Origin of the sequence: Williamsia sp. 1138, assembly GCF_002095435.2 — a bacterium.
Taxonomy (GTDB): Bacteria; Actinomycetota; Actinomycetes; order Mycobacteriales; family Mycobacteriaceae; genus Williamsia.
In genome coordinates this window covers 105,867-127,412 of record NZ_MJEJ02000039.1, presented here as the reverse complement: position 1 = coordinate 127,412, position 21,546 = coordinate 105,867, and the positions used below count along the sequence as shown (strand labels likewise).

At 67.4% G+C, this 21,546-nt stretch carries 4 protein-coding genes; all 4 read right to left on the bottom strand.

The genetic code is table 11. The features are described 5' to 3' along the window. Positions 1 to 57: 57 nt before the first annotated feature. Genes BH683_RS10910 through BH683_RS10895 form a run of 4 tightly spaced genes read right to left on the bottom strand, consistent with a single transcriptional unit; the run spans position 58 to position 21,508 of the window. A complete protein-coding gene (locus BH683_RS10910) occupies positions 58 to 900 on the bottom strand; it encodes an ABC transporter permease (RefSeq protein ID WP_246833311.1) in 843 nt (280 codons plus the stop codon). Beyond that, positions 893 to 1,852 (bottom strand): ATP-binding cassette domain-containing protein, encoded by a 960-nt coding sequence (locus tag BH683_RS10905; RefSeq protein WP_084836283.1) that lies wholly within the window; start codon positions 1,850 to 1,852, stop codon positions 893 to 895. Before BH683_RS10905 ends, BH683_RS10910 begins: the two co-directional genes overlap by 8 nt. Continuing rightward, entirely contained in the window at positions 1,833 to 3,617 is a 1,785-nt protein-coding gene (locus BH683_RS10900; RefSeq protein WP_168187012.1) for a DUF4012 domain-containing protein, read from the bottom strand. Before BH683_RS10900 ends, BH683_RS10905 begins: the two co-directional genes overlap by 20 nt. Then, complete coding sequence (locus BH683_RS10895; RefSeq protein WP_084836281.1) at positions 3,614 to 21,508, bottom strand: non-ribosomal peptide synthetase; 17,895 nt, start codon at positions 21,506 to 21,508, stop codon at positions 3,614 to 3,616. Before BH683_RS10895 ends, BH683_RS10900 begins: the two co-directional genes overlap by 4 nt. Positions 21,509 to 21,546: the final 38 nt, after the last annotated feature.

The following is a 21,546-nucleotide window of genomic DNA, read 5'->3' as shown; positions in this document are numbered from 1 at the left end:
TGGCAACGCCGAGGGGAATACGCCCCCGGCTCACTCACACGGGGCAGAAAATGGTGGTCACAGGCGACGCAAAGCCCGCGACGCCAGCGGAATGGTCACCGCCAGCAGCGCACAGATGCTGATCAGCGAGTAAAGCTGCGGATTCTCCGACGCCCAGGTCACCGGGTTCGGCAGCAGCGGGTTCACGGTCACCGGGTTCCCGAAGCACTCCCGCAGACTCTGCGCGACGGCGGTCACCGGATTCCAGTTCGCGACGGCGCGCAGCGGACCAGGCAGCGTCGCGGCCGGGATGAAGGCCGACGAGATGAACGTCAGCGGAAAGAGCACGGTGAGCAGCAGACTCTGCGCGGCCTCTGCCGACCCTGCCAGCAATCCCACCACCGCTCCGACCCACGAGAGCGCGAATCCGAACAGCAGGGCGATCGCATAGCCGGTGAGTGCTTCGCCGAAGTTGGTGTCGATGCGCCATCCGATGGCGAGGCCGGCGAGCGACATCACGATCAGCCCCACCACGTTCACCGTGATGTCGGAGACTGACCGGCCGACCACGAAGGCCAGCCGGGACATGGGTAGCGCCCGGAACCGGTCGACCATCCCGCTCTTGATGTCGGTGGCCAGCCCGAGTGCAGTGAAGCCTGCGTTGAAGGCGACGGTCTGCGTCATGATGCCGCCGATCAAGAACTCCCGATAGCGGTCACCCCCGAGAGCCTCGCCGAACACGTACGAGAAGAGCAGTACGAACATGAGCGGCTGCAACACGACCCCGAGGATCATCTGCCAGTTACGCAGGATGGTCCGGATGTTCCGGAGCGCCACCACTTCGCAATCGACCAGGAACGTTCCGGCGTTCCGTGGCCGTGGGCCCACGATCGGCTCCGCCACCGCGAGAGTGTCAGCCACGGGGTGCGCTCCCTGCCAGGGACACGAAGACGTCGTCGAGGGTCGGCTCGGAGACACTGGAGTCGGCGACCTCGATACCGGTTCGGGCGAGTACGCCGATCGCGTGGGTCAGGCTCCGACTGGCGTCGTGCGTCGAAAAGGTGACCACCGCGTCGTCGACGCCGACGGACTGCACGCCGTCCAGCCGGCCGACCACTTCGGAGGCGGATCTCGCGTCGACCGCGTGGGCCAGCTGCAAGCGCACCTGCGCTGTGCGGAGTGTCGACTTCAGTTCGGCAGGAGTGCCGCGCGCGACCACTTCACCACCGACGATGACGGTCACGGCGTCAGCGAGTTGATCGGCCTCTTCGAGATACTGGGTGGTCAGCAGAACACTCGTCCCCTCGTACACCAGAGCTTTGATCTCCGACCACAATTCGGTTCTGCTGATGGGATCGAGACTCGCCGTCGGCTCGTCGAGCAGCAGCACCGGCGGCCGGATGATGATGGCGCCCGCCAGATCGATCCGGCGCCGCATCCCGCCCGAGTAGGTGGCGACCCGACGTTTACCCGCCGTGGCGAGATTGAACTGCTCCAACAGTTCTCGTGACCTCAGGGTGGCCTGTTTGCGCCCCAGACCCGACAGTCTCGCGATCATCACCAGGTTCTCGTGCCCGGTCAGGTTGTCGTCGACCACGGCATGTTGTCCGGACAATCCGATGAGACTGCGCACCTGGTGCGAATGCGTCCGGGCGTCGATGCCGTTGATGTGCACCGCACCCGACGTCGGGGCCAACAGCGTCGCGATGATCTTGACGGTGGTGGTCTTGCCTGCCCCGTTGGGCCCCAGGAGTCCCATCACCGTGCCGGCCGGTACCACCAGGTCGATCCCCTTCAGTGCATCGACACCGCGGTAGCTCATCCGGAGGTCTGCGACCTCGATCGCGGTGGTGTCATTCACAGACAGGGACATCGACCGTCACTTCCGGATCGTCGACCAGCGGCTGCACCGGCACGACCGGTTCGCCGGCCGAGGTCGGTTCCGTGAGTTGGTAGGTCACCGTCACCGTCTCGCCGGGCGGGATCTGGATCTGCCCGGTGGCGAAGGGGTGTCCGCGTTCGGTGCCGACGGCGATCAGCATGGATTCGCCGTCGATGGTCGCCGAATCGATGGTGGCGCCTTCGGTTCCGTACAGGGTCACGGCGGAGAAGTTCGTGCCGTTCGGCAGCTGCAGCTGTGGATTGCCCAGGCTGCCGATCACGTACGGCGGCAAACTCAGGTCGGTCACGTTGTTGGTGAACTTCACCTCGACGGTCGACGTGCGGGTGTCGGAGTCGCAGCTGCCGGCCTTGTAGGTGATCTCCCGCTGGAGGTAGTAGTCGATCTTGTTGCCCGCCAGGTTTCCCACCACGACGTTCGCGTACGGAGCAGTGGTCTCGGCGACCTCGTGCGCGAGGCCGGCGTCGACGAGCAGTTGCTGCTCCTTCTCGTCGGCGCTGTAGACCATGAGTCGCTGTTCGTGTACCGAACGCCCCAGCGCTTCGAGCACCTTGGACGTGTTCCCGCGCATCGACGTCAGCGCCGACACCGACTTCTGGGCGATCTCTTGCAAGTACGCCTTGCGCGCGGTGTTGTTGTTCGCGAACTGCTGGTAGGAGGTCGACAGGGTCAGCTCGGTGACGTCATCGCCGCTCACCTTCTGGCCGCTGTCGAGGGTCACGGGCCCGGTGGCGTCGAGCAGGTAACTCAGTGCGACGGGATCGAGCGCCACCGCGCCGTCGAGTTGGGTGCCGGATTGCTGCTGCCACATGTTCATCCAGATCTGCGCCGCGTACGGGAAGTGGGCGCTGATATTGCTGTTCCGGATGTCGGTGTAGGGGCGGCTGTACTTGTAGTTGTAGTCGTACTCTTCCCCGAGATCGACGGGGTTTGCCGGCGCATCGATCTCGGCGTTGGTCCCGAGATCGTCGACGTTCACCCGTCCGTTCTCTGCGCTCACCACCCCGTAGGCCCCGAGAAGTCCTCCTGTGGGACGGGATTCGGCCGGTGTCTGGAATCCGAAGAAGTAATTGCGCTCGCCGTTCGCGCCGAGCATCGGTGGGAGCAACTGAGCGGCCGTGTCGGTACCGCGGATGAACCGTGCAGATTCGGTGAGTTGGTCCAGCAGCTGGGTCCGGGCATCCGACACCGTGCCGAACCAGCTTCCGTCCGTGGACGTCACGTCGGCCTGGATGGCTTCGGCGCGGTCGGCGATGACCGCCAGCTGCGGTTGCGCCTGCGCGAGCGCCGCCGTGTTGATCGTGTTGTCTGCCGACCGCAGGTTGTCAGGGTTGATGACCCCAGCCAGTTCCGCTGTCGGCGCGAGTACATCCGTCGCCAGCGCATCCACCGAATCGGTCATCTCCTGCACCGACTGCAGCGGATCGCCGAGCCACGGGATCGCGGCTGCCGCCGACCACACGGGGTTGTGCGTATCGCCTTTCGCGGCATCCGCAGCAACCACAGCAGCATCGGCCTCTCGTACTGCCTTGTCGGTGTCACCCGCGAGGAAGGCTCGCTGTGCGGAGGCGGCATGACCGCGTGCCGAGTCGATCGAGCTCTTGGCCGTGGCAGCCAGGAATCCCAGGTAGAGGGCCGCCGCGACGAGCAGCACCAACACCACGAAGGTCCCGAGCAGCCACCATCGCAGACGTGACCTTCTTCTCGGGGCGGGTTCTGGCGTTGTAGCGCTCGTCAATTCTCTCTCCTGGTGCCATCGTTGATGTCGAGATCTGTGTTGCTGCTCAGCCGGTCCGAGACGGGAGCATCGATGTGACCTGCCACCACTGCGGCGATCGCGGTCATCGCCTCTTCGCCACCCATCGCATGATGCGCGACGGGCACTCGTTCGAGGTTCATCGGCCCGGCGAGCAGCGCTTGCCATTGAGTGGGGTCCGGATTGTCCTGTGCTGCTACAAGAATCGTTCTCTCCGCCCGGGAAGGCCCTGGCTGATAGGCTGCGGCGGCGGTGATCGCCTCGACGCAGCGTACCCGGTACTGCTCGAATCTCTCGGGATCGATGGCTCGTAGCGCCACCTCCAGCGACGCGTCGATGGTCGCACCGCGGGCCGCCTCGTGATCAAGGCGGGGATCGAGCAGTACGAGTGTCTCCACGACGGCGCCGGACGCCGTGAGCTGGCGGGTCACCTCGTGTGCGAGGACCGCACCGAGCGACCACCCGAGAAGTCGGTAAGGGCCACTCGGCTGGGTGCTGCGGATCGTCGCCACGTGGTGTGCCGCCATCTCTTCGATGGTCAACAGGTGGGGTGCGGCCGGGTCGTCGAGCCCGGGCATCTGCAGCCCGAGCACCGGCATCGGCAGCCCGGCGGCGAGGGGACGGTAGTCGTTCACCAGCCCACTGATCGGGTGGATGCACCACAACGGGGTGCCTGTCCGATCGGTGGAGAGGTCCACGACCGCGCCCAGACCCGCTGTCAGGTCTGCGTATTGATCGAGGACGGCGGCCAGCGCCACGGGTGTCGTCTGCGCGAACAGGACAGCTGCCGGCACCGGTCGGCCGAGGCGGCCGGTGAGTGCCGCGGCCGCGGAGGCCAGCAGCAGCGAATTACCGCCGACCGCGAAGAAGTCGTCGTAGATGCCGAGTTCGTGGTTGCCGACGACGTCGCGGAAGACCTCGACCACGGAAGCTTCGGTCGGGGTACGGGGTTCGCCGCCGGCCACGGTCCACACCGGTTCGGAAAGCGCAGCGGTGTCGAGTTTGCCCACCGGTGTGCGCGGCAGCTCCGGGACCAGGACGACGGCGGCCGGCACGAGGTGATGAGGGAGTTGCGAGACCAGGACGTCCATGAAGCGCTCCGGAGTCGAATCGGTGGAATCGGCAGTGATTACGTACGACACCAGGACGGGCCCGGTGGGGCCGGTGCGCAACACGGTGGCCGCGCTGCGCGCACCGGCGGCGACCAGTGCGGCATCGACTTCGCCGGGCTCGATCCGCTGGCCGCGGATCTTGACTTGACGGTCGGCCCGGCCGAGATATTCGAGATCACCACTTTCCAACCGGCGCACCAGGTCTCCGGTGCGGTACATCCGCTCACCCCCGGGCGCCGCCACGAACCGAGCGGCGGTGAGTGCCGGGTCCCGGCGGTATCCGATCGCCAATGCCGAGCCGGTGAAATACAGCTCGCCGACGGCTCCGTCCGGAGTCGGACGCAGATGTGAGTCGAGTACATGGCTGCGCAATCCGGGCACTCCGCGACCGATCACGGCCGCGCTCTCGGCCTGCATCGAGCCACGCGCGGTACCGAGAACGGTGGTCTCTGTTGGTCCGTACAGGTTCGTCAGAGTCCGACCGTGGCTCCACCGCCGGACGAGCTCCGGAGGGCATGCCTCGCCACCGACGAACAGCGCACGCAGGGCGGGCAGCGCGGTCTCGTCGAGGGTCGCCAGCACCGATGGGGTGGCAAAAGCCTGCGTGACGCCCAGGAGCCGTAATTGGTCGGTGAGAGTCCGGCCGCTGGTGTCGTCGGCGGGGACGACGGCGAGGGTCACCCCGGACGCGAACGCCCACACCATCTCCAGAATCGACGCATCGAAACTCGGGCTGGCGAGGTGGGCGACGCGGTCGTCGTCGGTGGCGGAGAACACCGCCGGCTCCACCAGATTGCGCAATCCCCGGTGCGAGACCACGACACCGTTCGGGGTGCCCGTGGTACCGGAGGTGAACAGGAGGTAGGCGGCGCCGTCGACGCGCATCGGCGTCCACCCGGCAACGCGCGCGTTGTCGTCGGGTGCGGCCACCGGTACCTGAAAACGGCAGTGGTGGGCCGCGTTCGACGCCGCCACCGCGACCTGCGCGCCGCTGACCGCGATCATCCGTTCGATGCGTTCGGACGGGTATCGCGGGTCGACCGGGACGTACACCGCGCCGAGTCGTGCGATGGCCCAGAATGCCACCACCGATTCCACGCTGCGCGGCAACATCATCGCCACCGGGTCACCCCACTCGACCCCGGCAGCCTGCAGGTCTGCGGCAACAGCTGCCGACCAGTGGTCGAGTTGCGCGTAGGTGGCGGCGATGACGCCGTCGTCGACGGCCACCGCGTCGGGACGCCTGCGCAGCGAATCCTGCAGCATCTCTCCCAGTGTCACCTCGGGTCGGCTGGGGATGCGGTGCAATCGGTCGGCCCGCTCCTCTTCGGTGCGCAGATCGGCCGCCTCGAGCGACGTGACCTCGTCGGCGACGATCAACCGCAGCGCCACCTTCCAGCGCAGCGCGAGGGTCTCGATGGCGCGCTTGTCATAGAGCGCGGTCGCGCGGGTGAACATCGCGGCGTCGCGGCCGACGGTCACCTGCAGATCGAACTCCGAGTTCGGGCTCAGCTCATCGGGTACGTGGCCGCCGGGTTCGTCATTGACCGACAAAGTCACCTGGACGACGGGATGTCTGCCCAGCTCTCGGATCGGATCCTGCTGTGCCACCACCTCATCGAACGGCAGCAGCGCATGATCGAGCGCAGCCAGATCGGTGTCGCGGACGAGTTCGAGAAGATCGTCTGTCGTCATTCCGGTGTGGAGCGTGGTCCGCAGCGCCACCGTCGAGACGAACATGCCGACCATGTCCGCGGTCTCCGGATGCCGGCGAAGCGACACCGGCGTGCCGACGGCGACATCGTCAGTACCGCACGCAATCGAGAGCGTGAGTGCCAGAGCTGCGTGGTAGACGTGGAATTCGCTGACACCGCGACGGCGGGCGGTGAGCGCGACCGCCTCGGTGGTCGCCTCGTCGACGGGTACCACCACGGTCGCGGTGCTCAGTGACCGCTGCGGATCCCGAGGAGCGCAGTCGGGCAGTTCGAGCACTCCCGGATATCCGGCCAGCGACTGCGCCCAGTAGCTCAGCATCGCCTCGCGTGTTCTGGCGTTGACGACGTTCTGCCAGCGCGACACCTGGCCGTAGTCGACGGGTAGCGGTGGTAGCGCACGGCCTGCCAAGGCGGCGTCGAGGTCCCGGCGGAGCACCGCGGCCGATTCACCGTCCATCGCGATGTGGTGGGCGACGATCACCAGGAACCTGTGTCCGGACTGATCGACCAGCGCAGGCCGGACCGGTACGGATGCGGTCAGATCGAAAGGCGTTGCCAGCAAGGTCGCGACGGCATCGGTCAAGTCGTGGTCGCCGAGGTCGGTGATCGGCGGGATGTCGTCGAGCGTGAGCTGCACGGGTGCGCCACTGCGCTCCGGGTAGATGGTGCGCAGGGGCGCGTGCCGGGCAGCGACCGCGCTCCATGCGGACTGGGGGTCGGCGCCGGTGGGCACACCGACCACGACCGGCACCGCGTACAGCGGACGCTCGGGCAACATCTGCTGGATGAGCCACAGCCGGTGTTGGGCGGGCGAGAGTGGCACCGGTCCGAGGTCGGGAGGCGCACCGACACCGGTCAGCGGTGGAAGTGCCTCGACGCCCGGCGTTTCCGACTGCACCAGCAGCGACGTCAGAGCGATTGGCGAGGGCGCCGCGAACACGTGCCTCACCGGAACTGCCGTCGCCGTGGCCTCCCCGATGATCGCGACCACCTGGGTGGCGGACAGCGAGGTACCACCGATGTCGAAAAAGTTTGCCTCGCGGTCGATCTCGGCGACGGACAGGCCCAGGACCGTGGCCATCGCGGCGGTGACGATGCCCTCCAGCTCGGAGTCTTCGGCTGCCGGCGACCAGTTCGGCGGCTCGGCGACGGCCATCTCGGCAGGCTCGGGGTGCGGGGTGATCTCGTGCGTGTGGACCACGGGGAACGGCTGATCCGGTCCGGTGGCCGCCGCGATCAGCAAGCGTGTGAACTCGGCGAGCAACTCGCTCGCCAGAACGGCGGGAATCGCCGGACCGTGCACCACCGTGATGTCGAGGGCGCCGCCGGCCCCGGCAGCCAGCACGAACTCCAGGTCATACTTCGGCGCCACGAGCTCTGCTGTGCCGGAAAGGATCTCGACCTCGAGCCCGGGCAGGGCCAGGTGGTCGGAGGTCATCGCACCGAGTGCTTCCTGATGGACCAGGAGCACCGAGATCAGGGGGTCGGCGCCGGCGGTGGCCGCGGTCCCGGCCCGACCGGCCGGGCTCACGGCGCGCGCCACCGCGTCGTAGGGCACGTCTGCGTGCGCGTGAGCGGTCAGATCGGTGTCGCGGGTGCGGCGCAGGGCCGCGCGGACGGTCGATTCGGGATCGACGACGGTGCGCAGCGCCAGGGTGTTGACGAACATGCCCACAACCGGTTCCCATACCGGGTCGTCACGCCCGAGCACCGGTGCGCCGACAACGAGGTTGTGCGATCCTGTCCGCTGCGCCAGCAGCGCGGCCAACGCCGTGTGCGTGACGTGGAAAAGGGTGGACGATTCTGCCTGCCCGACTGCAGTGAGCGACGCCAGCGTGTCGGCATCGACGGTCCCGTGAACCGCTCCGCCAGCACCGATGTCGGCGAGGTCGGTCGCTCGACCCGGAAGATGCACGGGGCCGGGCACATCGACCATCTCCCGACGCCAGAATGCGATCTGTTGCGCGTATCGGCTCGACGGGTCGGCCGGATCGCCGAGGCGGGCACCCTGCCATTGGGTGAAGTCTGCGTACGTCAAGGCCTGTTCGGGCGCGAGTTCTCCGGAGTAGGCACCGACGAGATCGCTGAGCAGGATCGGCATCGACCAACCGTCGGCAGCCACGTGGTGCAGCGCGATCACCAGCCAGGCCTGCCCCTCGCCCGCGACCAGCACCTCGGCCCGGAAACCCGCTTCTTCGGTGAGATCGAACGGCGTGGTGATCAGTTCGGCGATCCGCCCCGCGACACCGTCGCCGGGGACGTCGGTCACCGGCGCGGGCCGGACCGCGGCGCGATCGCCGACGAGTTGCCTCGGCCCGCGCGAGGTCTGTGGGAATGTGGTCCGCAGGGTTCCGTGCCTACGCTGCAGTTCCGCCACCGCGTGGGCGAGCCGCTCGGTGTCGAGTACACCGGTGAGGCGCAGGACCATCGGGATCACATAGGCCGTCGAGGTCTGGTCGATCCGGTTCAGAACCCACAGCCGTTGCTGCGGATAGGCCAACCCGAGGTCGGCAGGAACAGGCCGGTGATGGGGTGCATCGCTCGAAGGCAGCGACGGTGCGAGCAGGTCGACGGATGCCGCGAGATCGGCGAGACTGCGCGCGTCGAGCACCTGTCGCACCGTCACGTCGCGGGCCAGCTGCTGACGAAGCCGGCCGGCAACTCGGCTCGCCGACAAAGACGTACCGCCGGTGGCGAAGAACTCGCTCTGGCGCCCCAGCGATTCGGCGGGCACGCCGAGCACCTCGGCCCAGACCCCGGCAAGCGTGATCTCGGTGGGCGTCTGGAGTGGCACCACGTCGTTGCTCACCGGCGACGGCGCGGGCAGCGCTCGGCGATCGAGCTTGCCACTCGGCGTCATCGGGAAGTGGTCCACGACGGTGATGTGCGTCGGTATGTGCGTGCCGGGAAGGATCGTGCGCAGCTGGTCCCGGATCGATCCGGCGTCGAAGGGGTGGTCCGGGTCGGGGATGAGCCAGGACGCGAGAACCGGTTCGACGCCACTGGTCGAGAGCGCGGTGGTCGCCCGTTCGACACCGGGAAGGGACGTCAGGGCCGCGTCGATCTCGGCCGGTTCGAGGCGGACACCCCTGATCTTGAGCTGTTCGTCGCTGCGGCCGTGCACCACGATGTCACCGGCGGCGTTGCGATGTACGAGGTCGCCGGTTCGGTACATACGGGAACCGTTGTGGTCGAACGGGTTCGCGACGAATCTCGTCGAGGTGACACCGGTGGCGCCGGTGTAACCACGCGCCAGCGCGGGGCCGGCCAGATACAGTTCGCCGACGATTCCGTGAGGCACCGGCCGCAACCGGTGGTCGAGGATGTATGCCGCGGCGGCCGCCATCGACCGTCCGATCGGGATGACCGGCGCCGGAAGGACCGCGGGGTTGGCCGTCGCTGCGATGGTCGCTTCGGTGGGGCCGTAGAAATTGACGATGCGGCGTCCGGGTGACCAGCGTGCGGCCACCGATTCCCGGAGCGCCTCGCCACCGGTCGCGACGATCCGCACCGTGCTGAGCGGTTCCGGATCGATCGTCGCCATCACTGCGGGCGTCGAGAAGAATGTGGTGATCGCCCTGCGCGTCAGCAGTTCTGCCAGCTCGGTGCCACCGATCACCGCAGGTGGGCACACCACGACGGTGGCCCCCGCAGCGAAGGCGGGGATCAGTTCGATGAGGTGGGCGTCGAAGGTCGTGGCGTAGTTGTGCAGGACCCGACTGTCCGGTGTGAGTTCCACATGCGCGATGACGGCGTCTACGAGGGCCGGCAGGCCAGCGTGGGTCACGCTGACGCCCTTGGGTTCCCCGGTCGATCCCGAGGTGAAGATGACGTACGCGACGTCATCCGGCCGGATCGGCCGCCGGCGTTCGTCGTCACTGAACTCGCCCGCCTCACCCGCGTCCCTGCCGATCTCCGCGAGATCGAGCCAGTCCACCGCCGAGAGTGCGGGCTGCTCCCCCGGCCCGTGCAGGCCGATCGTCGCCCCGGCTGCGCGCGCCATGCTGCGTTGCCGGGTCTGCGAATCGTTCACGCCCAGGGTGACGAAGGCGGCGCCGGTCTTGGCGATGGCCCAGGTGGCCAGGACCGACCACGCCGAGCGCTGCACGCAGATCGCGACGACATCACCTGCGCCGACACCGCGGGCGATCAGGGCCCGGGCAACGGTGGTGCTGATCGAGTCCAGGTCGCGGTAGCTCAGGAGCCACGCGTCGTCCTCCACCGCTGTCGCCATGGGTTGCGCCATCACGCTGCGCCGCAACAGATCAGGCAACGGCTCGAAGTCCGTGAGCCGCGGAATCGAGTCGAGGTCCCCGGTTGCTCCGACGAGGTGGCGTGCCGGCGGGGCGGCCGGGTCGTCCAAGACCGCGTAGAGCAGGTTCGCCAGCCGGTCGACGAACAGCTCCGCGTCGGCGGTGTCCATCCGGGACTGCGAATACGCCAGCCTGATCTGCAGGGCATCTCCGACCTCGGCGACCGTCAGGTCGAGGCCGAACCGGGCGTAGGGACGCTCGACGTTCGTGTGGTTGCCCTCGAGCGCAGTTCCCAGGTCGGCAAGGAAGACGTCGACTACGGGACGGACCCCGCGGCGATGTTCTGGATCCGCCAGGTCGGCGATGGCCTCCGCCGGATATGCGCCGTGCGCGAGACTGTCGAGATCGGTTCGCGTGACCTGGCGGACGACCGCAGAGAAGGGTCGCTCGATGTCGATAGTCGTGCGCAGCAGCACGGTTCGCGCGAGCATGCCGACCGTTCCCGCGAACTCCGGGGTGTCGCGGCCCGCCGCCACCGTCCCGACGACGACGTCGGGCTCATCCCCGAGCCGGGCGAGGAGAACGGCCAGCACCGCGTGGACGACCATGAACGGTGAACTGTGATGCGCCTGTGCCTGCTCCCGCAGCTGCCGCATGCGCGCCGGTGCGATGACCACCTCGGCGATCGTGGCCGGCCCGATCTCGGCCACCGGTGGACGCAAGCCTGGCAACTGCGGACGTGAGACCGGTTCGGCGAACACACCTTCCCAGTACTGACGCAGGACCTGACCGTTGTGCGCCAGGCTCTCTCCGGCCCACGCCGTGTAGTCCCCGTAGTCCAGGGACGCCGGGGGCAGCTCGATTCCTGCGGCGAGCGCAGCGGCCTCCGCGTGCAGTACCCGAACGGATTCACCGTCGACGACGATGTGATGCACCACCACGGCAAGCTCTACCCCGCCCATCGGTGATTCGAACACCGCTATCCGCCAGGGCAGTTCGTTCTCGAGATCGAACGGTCGGTCCAGCTCTGCCAGCGCCGCCATGGGATCTGCCACGACCTGCGCGGAGGTATCGACCTCGACCGTGTCCACCAGCTGCTGCCGGGGGCCTGCTGAATCGGCCGGGAAACGTGTGCGCAGACTCTCGTGCCGCGCCACCAAGGTGCGAACCAGAGCCTCGATACGTTCGGTGGACATGTCCGCCATCGGGACCAGACCGCCGAGGTTGTAGTCGGTGCGTTCCGGGTCGAGCTGCCAGTTCAGCCACAGCGCCTGCTGCTGAGCCGTCAACGGCAGACGGCTCGGACGTTCGCGCCGCACAGGTGTCGCGACCGGCAGCGCACGCGGCCGGACTGAGGCGGTGTCGATGTCACTGGCCAGCAACGAGATGGTCGGCTGTTCGAAGATCGCACGGACCGGCAGGTCGGCACCGGTCGCGGCACTGATGGCGGCAGACAGGCGCGCGGCCGACAGCGAGTTCCCGCCGAGCTCGAAGAAGTTGGTGTCGGGGCCGATTGCACCGGCCTCGATCTCGAGGACCTGCGCGACCACGGCCGCGACGGCGACCTCGGTCCCGTGCAGCGGCCGACTGGTCTCGGGCGCGGTCAGGTCAGGCAACCGGACGACGTCGAGTTTGCCGGTGGAGGTCAGTGGCCAGTCGTCGATGATCTGAACCTGCGCCGGAACCAGATGTGCCGGCAGGATCGCCGCGCACGCCGTGCGTAGCTGGGTCGCCGAGACATCGGCTCCATCGACCACCACGTACGCGACCAGCACCTCTTCGCCGACCCGGTCGCGGTTGCGCAGCAACACCTTTGCATCCGTGACACCGGACTGCGCGCGCAGGACTGCGGTGATCTCCCCCGGTTCGATCCGGTGCCCACGGATCTTCAGCTGTTGATCCCCGCGTCCCAGATACTCGAGCCTGCTGTCGTCGACCCAGCGTGCGAGGTCGCCGGTGCGGTACATCCGGGATCCGGCAGTTCCCCACGGTGTGGCGATGAATCGGGTGGCGGTCAACCCCGGCATGTTGGCATAGCCCGCGGTGACCTGTGGACCGGTGACGTACAGCTCACCGGTGGCGCCCACCGGTTGCGGCCGCAGATACCGGTCGAGGACGACCAGACCCACGCCCGGCAGTGCCGACCCGATCAGGCTTCGCGAATCGGTGACGTCGACATCGGTGACCGAGGCGTGCACCGTGGTCTCGGTGATGCCGTACATGTTGACCAGTCGCACGTGATGATGCCGGGCGTGCCAGGCCGCCAACGCTTTCGGGTCCAGGGCCTCGCCGCCGAACAGCACCACGCGCAGCGACTCCGGGAGCGCCTCGCCGTTGCCTGTCGTCGCCGTGGGTAGCTGCAGCAACCGGGAGAACGCGGTCGGGGTCTGGTTCAAGATGGTGATGGCGTGGCGGTTCAGCACATTGACCAGTGCGGCCGGTTCGCGCGCGGTGTCGTGGTCGACGACCACCACCCTGCCGCCCGACGTCAAGGGCCCGAAGATCTCCCAGACGGAGAAGTCGAATGCCGCCGAGTGGAACCAGGTCCAGACGTCGTCGGCACCGGCGTCGATCGTCGACAACGCGGCCTCGAGCAGCGACGCCATGTTCGATCTGGTGATCACCACCCCCTTGGGAGTTCCGGTGGACCCCGAGGTGTAGATGACGTAGGCGGGATCGTCCGGGCGCGGAGAGGTTGCGCTCTCGCGTAGGTCGTCCAGTGCCGCCGGCGACGGGGCGGTCGACCCGACGTCGACGATGTCCGCGAGACCGGTTGCTGCCGTTGCATACCGGGAGGCACCCAGGACCGCTGCCGGACGTGCATCGCGCAGGATCCCCGCGATCCGCTCGGCCGGATAGGTGGGCTCGATGGGCACGTAACCGGCGCCGACGAGCAGGACGCCGACCATCGCGACGACGGTGTCGGTCCTGCGATCTGCCAGCACTGCGACGAAGTCGCCCCGGCCCACGCCCCGGTCGCGCAGGACTCCTGCGACATCGATCGCCCGGCTGACGAGTTCGGAGTAGGTGACGGCGCCGTCGCCGTCGATCACGGCAACCGCGTCGGGATGCGTATGGGAGCGCAGCACGATGGCTTCGGTGACGTCGACGAAGTCGTCTCGTGGCGCGAGCACCGCCGGCGTCTGGGCGCCGGCGAGGTGTTCGGTGTCGGGGGCCGTCAGCTCGTGCATTGTCACCGTTGCCGGATTCACGGCCGCGGCCATCGCCTCGATGGTCCGGACCAGTGCACCGATCAATCGTTGCGCCATCGCGGGACGGACGTGCCACAGCCCGTAGGTCAGGGTGATCTGCAGAGGCGCGCCCTCGCCGTTGTCGGTGATCGTGAACTCGAGGGGTACGCGCGCCTGGCCCACCCGGAGCGGCGTCAGCGTGACGTCACGCTCCGCCGGGCTGGTGGGGGCGAGCTGGTAGGCGATCATGACGTCTAGGTAGGCATCAGAGTCAAGGGTTCGCGGCGGCGCGAGCTGCTCCTTCACCTCCTCGAACGAGACCTCTGCATGGGCGATCGCATCGGTCACCACGTTGTGGCTCAACCGGATTGCGGTCCGCAACGACGCCGCGGGCGCAGTGTCACTCCGCAGCACGACCGTCTGGACGAACATCCCCACCGCCGACATCATGTCCGTCGTCCGGCCCGCGGTGGGCGTACCGATGACGATGTCGTCGGTTCCGGTGAACTGTCCGAGCGTGGCTGCGAGCGCCGCGTGCAGTACGTGGAACACGCTGGCACTCTCACCGACAGCCAACTGCTGCAGGGCGGCCCGGGTGCGTTCGGAGACTGCGACATCCAGGTACTGCGCCGGTTCGGGACCCGACGGCATCTGAGCCGGGTTCGATTGGAACGGCAACTGCAGGTGAATCGGCGCGCCATCGAGTACCCGTGACCAGTGGTCGAGCAACTGGTCTCGATACGCACTCGAATGGCCGGGAGTGCCCAGTGCCTTGGTTGCTGCCCAGGCATGGTCGCGGTATTGGGCCGCCGGCGCCGGCCAGGTAGGTGCGGTGTCGGCGATCCGGGCGCGCAGTGCTCGACCGAAGTCTTCTGCCAGCACCGTCATCGACCAGCCGTCCACGGCGACGTGGTGTGCGACCAGCAGCAACCGCAACGTGGGTGCCGCACCCTGTGCCTCGTTCTGTACGGCGCCCGGTTCCGCGCTGAACAGATCGGCACGCCACGGCAGGTCGGTGGCGAGATCGAACGGCCGCAGCGCCTCCGCCTGCAGGTTCGTTGCTGCGTGCGCAGCCGGAAGTGGACGTGGGGACAGCAACCCCGACAGCTGGTTGCGCACCCGGTCGATCGGAAGGAGCTGCGGTTGGGGAAGTCCGGCGTTGTCGGCCAGCACGGTGCGGAGAACCTCGTGCCGCGCAACGACATCGGTCAAGGCGTCGACGACGGTCCGCGGGGTCGCAGCTCCGGGAAGGTCGAGGACCGCCGGGAGATGATAGACGGCGCTACCGGCATCGATACGGCTCAGGACCCAGAGGGCCCGTTGCTGTGGCGTCGGCGGGGGCGGCGACGTCTGGCCCATCGGCAGACCGGCGTTGGTGTGTCGCGGCGCCGAGTCGACCGCCGTCTCGAGGTCCGCGATGGACGTGGAGTCGGCCACCATCCGAACACCGACGTCGCGACCGGTGCGCTCGGACAGCAGCAACGCGATGTGCATGGCCGACAACGAGTTCGCGCCCAGATCGAACAGGCCGACGTTCGGGCCGATGGTGCCCGGGTCGATTTTGAGCACCTCCGCGACAATCGCTCGTACCGGCGAGATGGCCCCGTCGTCTACCGGTTCCGCGTGCACGGCCGGGACGGGCAACGCCGCCAGGTCGCGTTTGCCCGATGCGTTCAGCGGCCACCGCTCCACGACGACGATCCGCGCGGGAACGAGGTACCCGGGCAGGACCTGCCCCGCGGCAACCCGCAACCCATCTTCGTCGGCCACCTCGTCGGTCGGATCATCGGTGCGCAGCCGGACGTAACCGGTGATGTCGCCGCCACCGGCGGATTCGGTGTTGCGGATCAGTACTTCTGCCTCAGCCACACCAGGAATGGTGGTCAGTGCTGCTGCGATGTCGCCGGGTTCGACGCGGTGCCCGCGGACCTGCACCTGGCGGTCGGATCGACCCCGATACTCGAGATCGCCGTCGATCGTCATCCGCACGATGTCGCCGCTGCGATACATTCTGCCGCCGCCGAGACCTTCCGGGCACGCGACGAACCTCTCGGCCGTCAAGGCAGGTCTGCCCACGTAGCCGCGGGTGACCTGTGGGCCGCAGGCGTACAGCTCACCCCACACCCCCACCGGTACGGGCTGCAGATGACGATCGAGGATCATCAGCGAGGTTCCGGCGAGCGGCTCACCGATCAGTGACCGTGGGTCCGAAGGCGTGACCGGTCCGATCGTGAGATGCACGGTTGTCTCGGTGATCCCGTACATGTTGGACAACAGGACCCGCTCGCCGAAGGTTGCACGCCAGTCGAGCAGCCGGGCCGGTCGCAGTGCCTCACCCGCGAACACCACCGCCCGGAGCTGCCCGGGGTCTGCGTCGCGGGTCGCCACGGCGGCAAGCGGATAGAACGCCGACGGGGTCTGCGACAAGATCGTGACCCCGCTCTGACGCAGCAGCGGCCAGAGCAGCTGCGGGTCGAGAACCGTGGGTCTGTCCACCAAGACCACGCGTGCGCCCGAGGTCCACGCAGCAAAGATCTCGAAGACCGAGACGTCGAACGCCGTGGAATGGGTGCAGCTGAACACATCATCTGGGGTGAAGGTGTAGCTCTGCCGAGCGGCGTCGAGAAGCGCGATCGCGTTGCCGTGTGTGACCGACACACCTTTGGGTCGGCCCGTGGATCCCGACGTGAAGATCACATAGGCCCCATCGGACGGGGTGATGTCGACGGGCGTGAAAGGTGTACTGGACTGGGTAGATACCCGCCGGTCGTCCAGGTCGACTCGGGGCATGGAGTCCGGAAAATGGTGCCTGGTCGACGATCCGACCACCGCCGCGCGGGGGTTCGCGTCCTCGAGGATCGCCGCTATCCGCTGCTGCGGGTAGTCGGGATCAATTGGTACGTAGGCGGCGCCGACCCACATCACCGCGAGCTGGGCCACGAGCGCATCAGCGTTGCGCGGCAGTGCCACGGCAACCAGATCGCCGCGCCCGACGCCGACGTCCTGGAGTTCGGACGCCAAGGTCTCCGCGTCTGCAACGAGTCGGCCGTAGTCGCGGGTCTCCTCCCCGAAGGTCAGAGCGGGTGCGTACGGGGTCTGTCGTGCGATGTCTCGGATTCGATCCACCAGCGTGCCGCCGACCGGACGCACCACACTGCGGGCGGACGCCTGCGTTCCCGGGACCAGCTGTGCAGGAAACGAATTCGGAACGGCAACAGACTGCGCGATCGCTGTCACGTATGCGTGACATAGTGCCGCCGCCATCGACTGACTGAACAGATCGCTGCGGTACGTCAGCTCGACACGCAGCCCGTCTGCGGTGTCGTCGACACTCCACTGCAGTGCGGCCCGCGCATGACGGGAATCAGCCGGGTGTACCTCGATCTGGAGGTCGTCGACAGTCCATTGCCCGAGGGGCTGATTTTGATACGTCAGCAGGATGTCCGCGAGCGGTGACACGGTGATATCGCGCCGGGGTTCGACTGCTGAGGCCACCGTGGAGAACGGTACGTCGGCGTTGTCGAGCGCGAAATCAATTGCGTCGGTGGACTGGACCAGGACGTCGTCGAATGTATCGGCCGCCGCGATACGGATGCGGGTCGCCACCGGGTTGACGTACATCCCGACCGCGTTATCGAGGTCGGGTCCCGACCGTCCCGCTTGAGGAACGACGATCACGAGGTCATCAGCGCCGGTGTAGCGGGCAAGGCTCACCGCCAGGCATGCGTGCAGCCAGGCGAAGGTACTCGTCCCCCGCTGTGTCGCAGCCTGATTCAGGGCTGCCGACATTTCCGGACCGAGTGCACGACGCACCACCGCAGCCGGCGCAGGTCCGGTCTGGCCGCGCGCGCCCGAGAGGTCCGTCGGCAGCTCGGGACGCGACGGCAAGTTCTCGAGCCTGCGCTGCCAGCGTTCGAGCTGTGCGGTGGACACCTCCGAGGCCACCCGCGCATCCACCCCGGCATCGATGTACTGCGTTGTCGGGACCCATGCCGGGGCAGCGCCGGCGATACGGGCGCGGTACGCGGTGGCGAGATCGGCGACGATCACGCCCAGCGACCAACCGTCCACCGCTGCGTGGTGGGTGCGCACCAACAACTGGTGCACATCCGGGTCAATTATTTTGAGCCGCAGGGCGAGCGGGGGCCGGACGGTCGGATCGATCGCCTCAGCGCTCAGCAGGTCGAAGTCGGTCTCCGGGGTCTCGGGGTCGAAGTCTGCGGCGAACAGAGCCTCACTCACACCGACGATCTCTTGCCAGGCCGTACCGTCGGTTACCACCCGGATGATGGTGCGCAGGGCCTCATGCCGCTCCACCACGTCCGCGATGGCTGCGATGAGTGCGTCTCGATCCAAAGACCCCCGCAGTTCAATGGCGGCGCGCAGGTGGTTCGCGGTCGAGCCCGGCTGGAGCCGGTCGGCAAGGATCAACGACATCTGTCCGGACGAGGCCCGAGGTCGCGGCGATCGGCCCACCACCGCGTCCGCACGTCGAGGGCCCGACGCGGTTCGGTCGATGACCTCCGCCAGCTCGGCGAGGTCAGCAGCCTCGAGGACGTCTCGGACGCCCAGCGTCGACCCGGTGACCGCTTTGATCCGAGCGACGATTCGCGTGGCATCCAGAGACGATCCACCGAGCGCGAGGATGTCGTCGTCCATCGACGGGTTCGTGATGGTCAAGACGTCGGAGATCGCCTCGGCGAGAATCCTTTCCGAGGCAGTGACCGCAGCCCGATGTGTCCTGGTCTCCACATCGGCGGGGTGCGGAAGGGCGTCCCGGTCCAGTTTTCCCGTGGTCGTGATGGGTAGCGCGTCGAGCTGCACGATGTGCGCCGGCCACATCGACGTCGGCAAACGCTGACTGATGTGGTTGCGGACCCGCTTGATCAGGCGCCTGTCCTCGTCGGGCGAGGCGATGTACAGGGCCAGGCGCGCATCCGCGTCGTCGCCGACCACGATCGCGGCGGCCTGCTGGACCGCCGGGTGGGTCATGGCCGCCATGGCGACTTCGCCCGGTTCCACACGCACACCGCGGATCTGAACCTGGTCGTCACTGCGGCCCACGTAGTGCAGTTCTGTGAAGTTCTCGCTCCAGCGAACGCGGTCGCCGGTGCGGTACATCCGGCTCCCCTGCCCATCCCACGGGTTGGCGATGAAGGCAGCTGCAGTGAGATCGGAGCGCTTGGAATACCCCTGTGCCAGGGCGGGTCCCGCCAGATATAGATCGCCTACCGCTCCGGGCGGCACCGGGCGTAGACGGCGATCGAGTACGAAACAGGACATGCCCTCGATCGGCGTGCCGATCGGCGGTCGTTCAGTGCCACTCGCGGGGAGCGTTCCGGTAGCTGTCGCCATGACGGTGGACTCGGCGGGGCCGTAGAGATTGAACACCTTGCGCCCGGTCCCCCAATGACGCACCACATCAGGCGGGCAGGCCTCGCCGGCGAGCATCAATGTGGTGCACACATCGTCGCGCAACGCGGCCGGGTCCATCGACGCGAGCACGCTGGGGGTGATCACCGTGTGCGTGACAGAGCCACTGTTGAGAAACTCAGCGAGTTCGGCGCCACCGACAACGCCCGCAGGCGCGGGACACAACGCGCCTCCACCCGCAGCGGCGAACAGGATCTCGAAAATCGACGCATCGAAGGCCGGTGATGCGAGACCGGATACGCGCGATACGTCGTCAGCCCCCAGGTGTCGCTGTTGCTGCATCAGCGCCGCCAAGCCACGGTGGGTGACCTGCACGCCCTTTGGGGTTCCCGTGGACCCCGAGGTGTAGACCAGGTACGCAACGTCCGCGAGCTGCACCGGGCGCTCCAGGACCACAGGAGCGTCGGATGAACTTGCCAGATCAACGTGCGTCAGATCGAACCAGCGATCGTCGTCTTCGGCCTCGATGCCGCCTGACGCCGTGAGGATGACGACGGGATTCGCGTTGGCCACTTGCGCAATGATCCGTTGCGCGGGATGTGCGGGGTCGAGTTGCATGATGGTGGCGCCGGTGTGAGCTACCGCCCAGAACGAGAGCACCTGGTCGAGCCCGCGACCAGTGCCGATGGCAACGATGGTTCCGGGTCTCGCACCTCGGGCTTGCAGGATGTGCGCGAGTTGACGAGACCGTGCCGCCAGTGCGTCGTATGTCCAGTGCGCCCAACCGGCGTGCAGCGCCGGGCGGTCACTGTGACGGATGGCCGCGTCGTCCAGCAGCTGCGGGAGTGTCGTCGCACACGGCGGCGGCGCTGCGGCGAGCGGAACTCGGTCTTGTTCGATCCGAGACAGCAGTGGCAAATCGTCGACCGTGGCATCCGGTGCCGACACCGCTGTGGCAGCGAAGGACTCGATGAACGCCAGCAACCGGCCATGATGACCGCGCAGTTCATCGAGGGAATATCGGTTTGGATTTGCTTCAAGGTCGAATCTGAATTCGTTGGAGTCGTGCGGATTGCCGGTGCGGTAGAGATTCACCGCCAAGTCGTCGACTGCGCTGGTGGTCAGGATGTGCAACGACCCTGTGGCATCTCCGAACTGCAGAGGATCGACGGCCAGCATCAGGTTCAGTAGCGGCCCGGCAAACTCCCGGGCGGCCAATGACGACGTTGCACCGCCCATGAGCTCGCGTATGTCTTCGAAGCGGAACCGCTGGTGCCGGAGCGCTCCCATCATGGCGCCCTGGGTGGTCGCCACCGCAGACGCGAGGGTTGATCGCGTTCCGACGCCTGTCCGCAACGGGACGACGTTGGAGACGGTGCTGTATGTGTTGCGGAGGGTCGCGGTGGTGCGACCGGCGACCGGAAGGCTCAGTGCCACATCATCGCGTGCGGTCATTCTGCTCAGGTAGCCGGTGGCTGCGGCGGCGACCAGCACCGGCAGGGACGTCTTCAGCGTTGATTCGGCCCGCTGCAACAGTTCCATCAAGTCAGCCGGGATCACGCAGGAAACCCGAAGAGGATCAGCCCCAGCGTGGCCTACTCGATGACTCAGGGACGCCGGCGACGTCAGTTCAGCAACGTGCCCCCGCCAATATTCGCGGTCTTTTTCGTACCGCGACGACGCTCGATAGTCGATGTCTGCCTGCGCGAGACCAGTCAGGTCGGCGGCTGGAATGGCGTCGACAGAACCGCCGGCAAGTTGCTGGTTATAGGCAGTCGCAACCAGTTTGAGCGTCTTGAAAGCACCGGTGCCATCGAACGTGAGGTGGTGTCCGCGCTGATAGAACAGCCACCGGTCGTCGGCAACGCGCAGGATCGCAGACGCCATCAAGCGGTCGGTGAACAGATCCACCGGTCGCGTGTAGTCGGCCCGCATCCACTCTTGGGCCGCGTTCATCGGCTCGGATTCGCCACGGAGATCCGAGACGGTGATGTCGCCGCTCAGATCGTGGTCGATGACCTGCTCGATACCGCTCGAGGTCTGTTCGAACCGGGTGAAGGCGATCCCGGTCTGCCGGCCGACCTCTTGAGTCACCGTACGAAGGAGCTCCGGATCAATATCGCCTGTCAGTTCAACATATTCGGCGATATTGATCGGGCACAGGGGCATCGCCTGCTGGGCCGACCAGAGCGCTCGCTGGGCGCGAGTCAGCTGCTGGCGGAGCACCATGCCCACGAGGGCCCCTCCTCACTTGGGTTGAGGCGCAA

What these genes read in the sequence shown, in the direction of transcription:
- BH683_RS10905 (WP_084836283.1), bottom strand. Translation starts at nt 1,852, where the DNA reads ATGTCCCTGTCTGTGAATGACACCACCGCGATCGAGGTCGCAGACCTC.
- BH683_RS10895 (WP_084836281.1), bottom strand. Translation starts at nt 21,508, where the DNA reads ATGGTGCTCCGCCAGCAGCTGACTCGCGCCCAGCGAGCGCTCTGGTCG.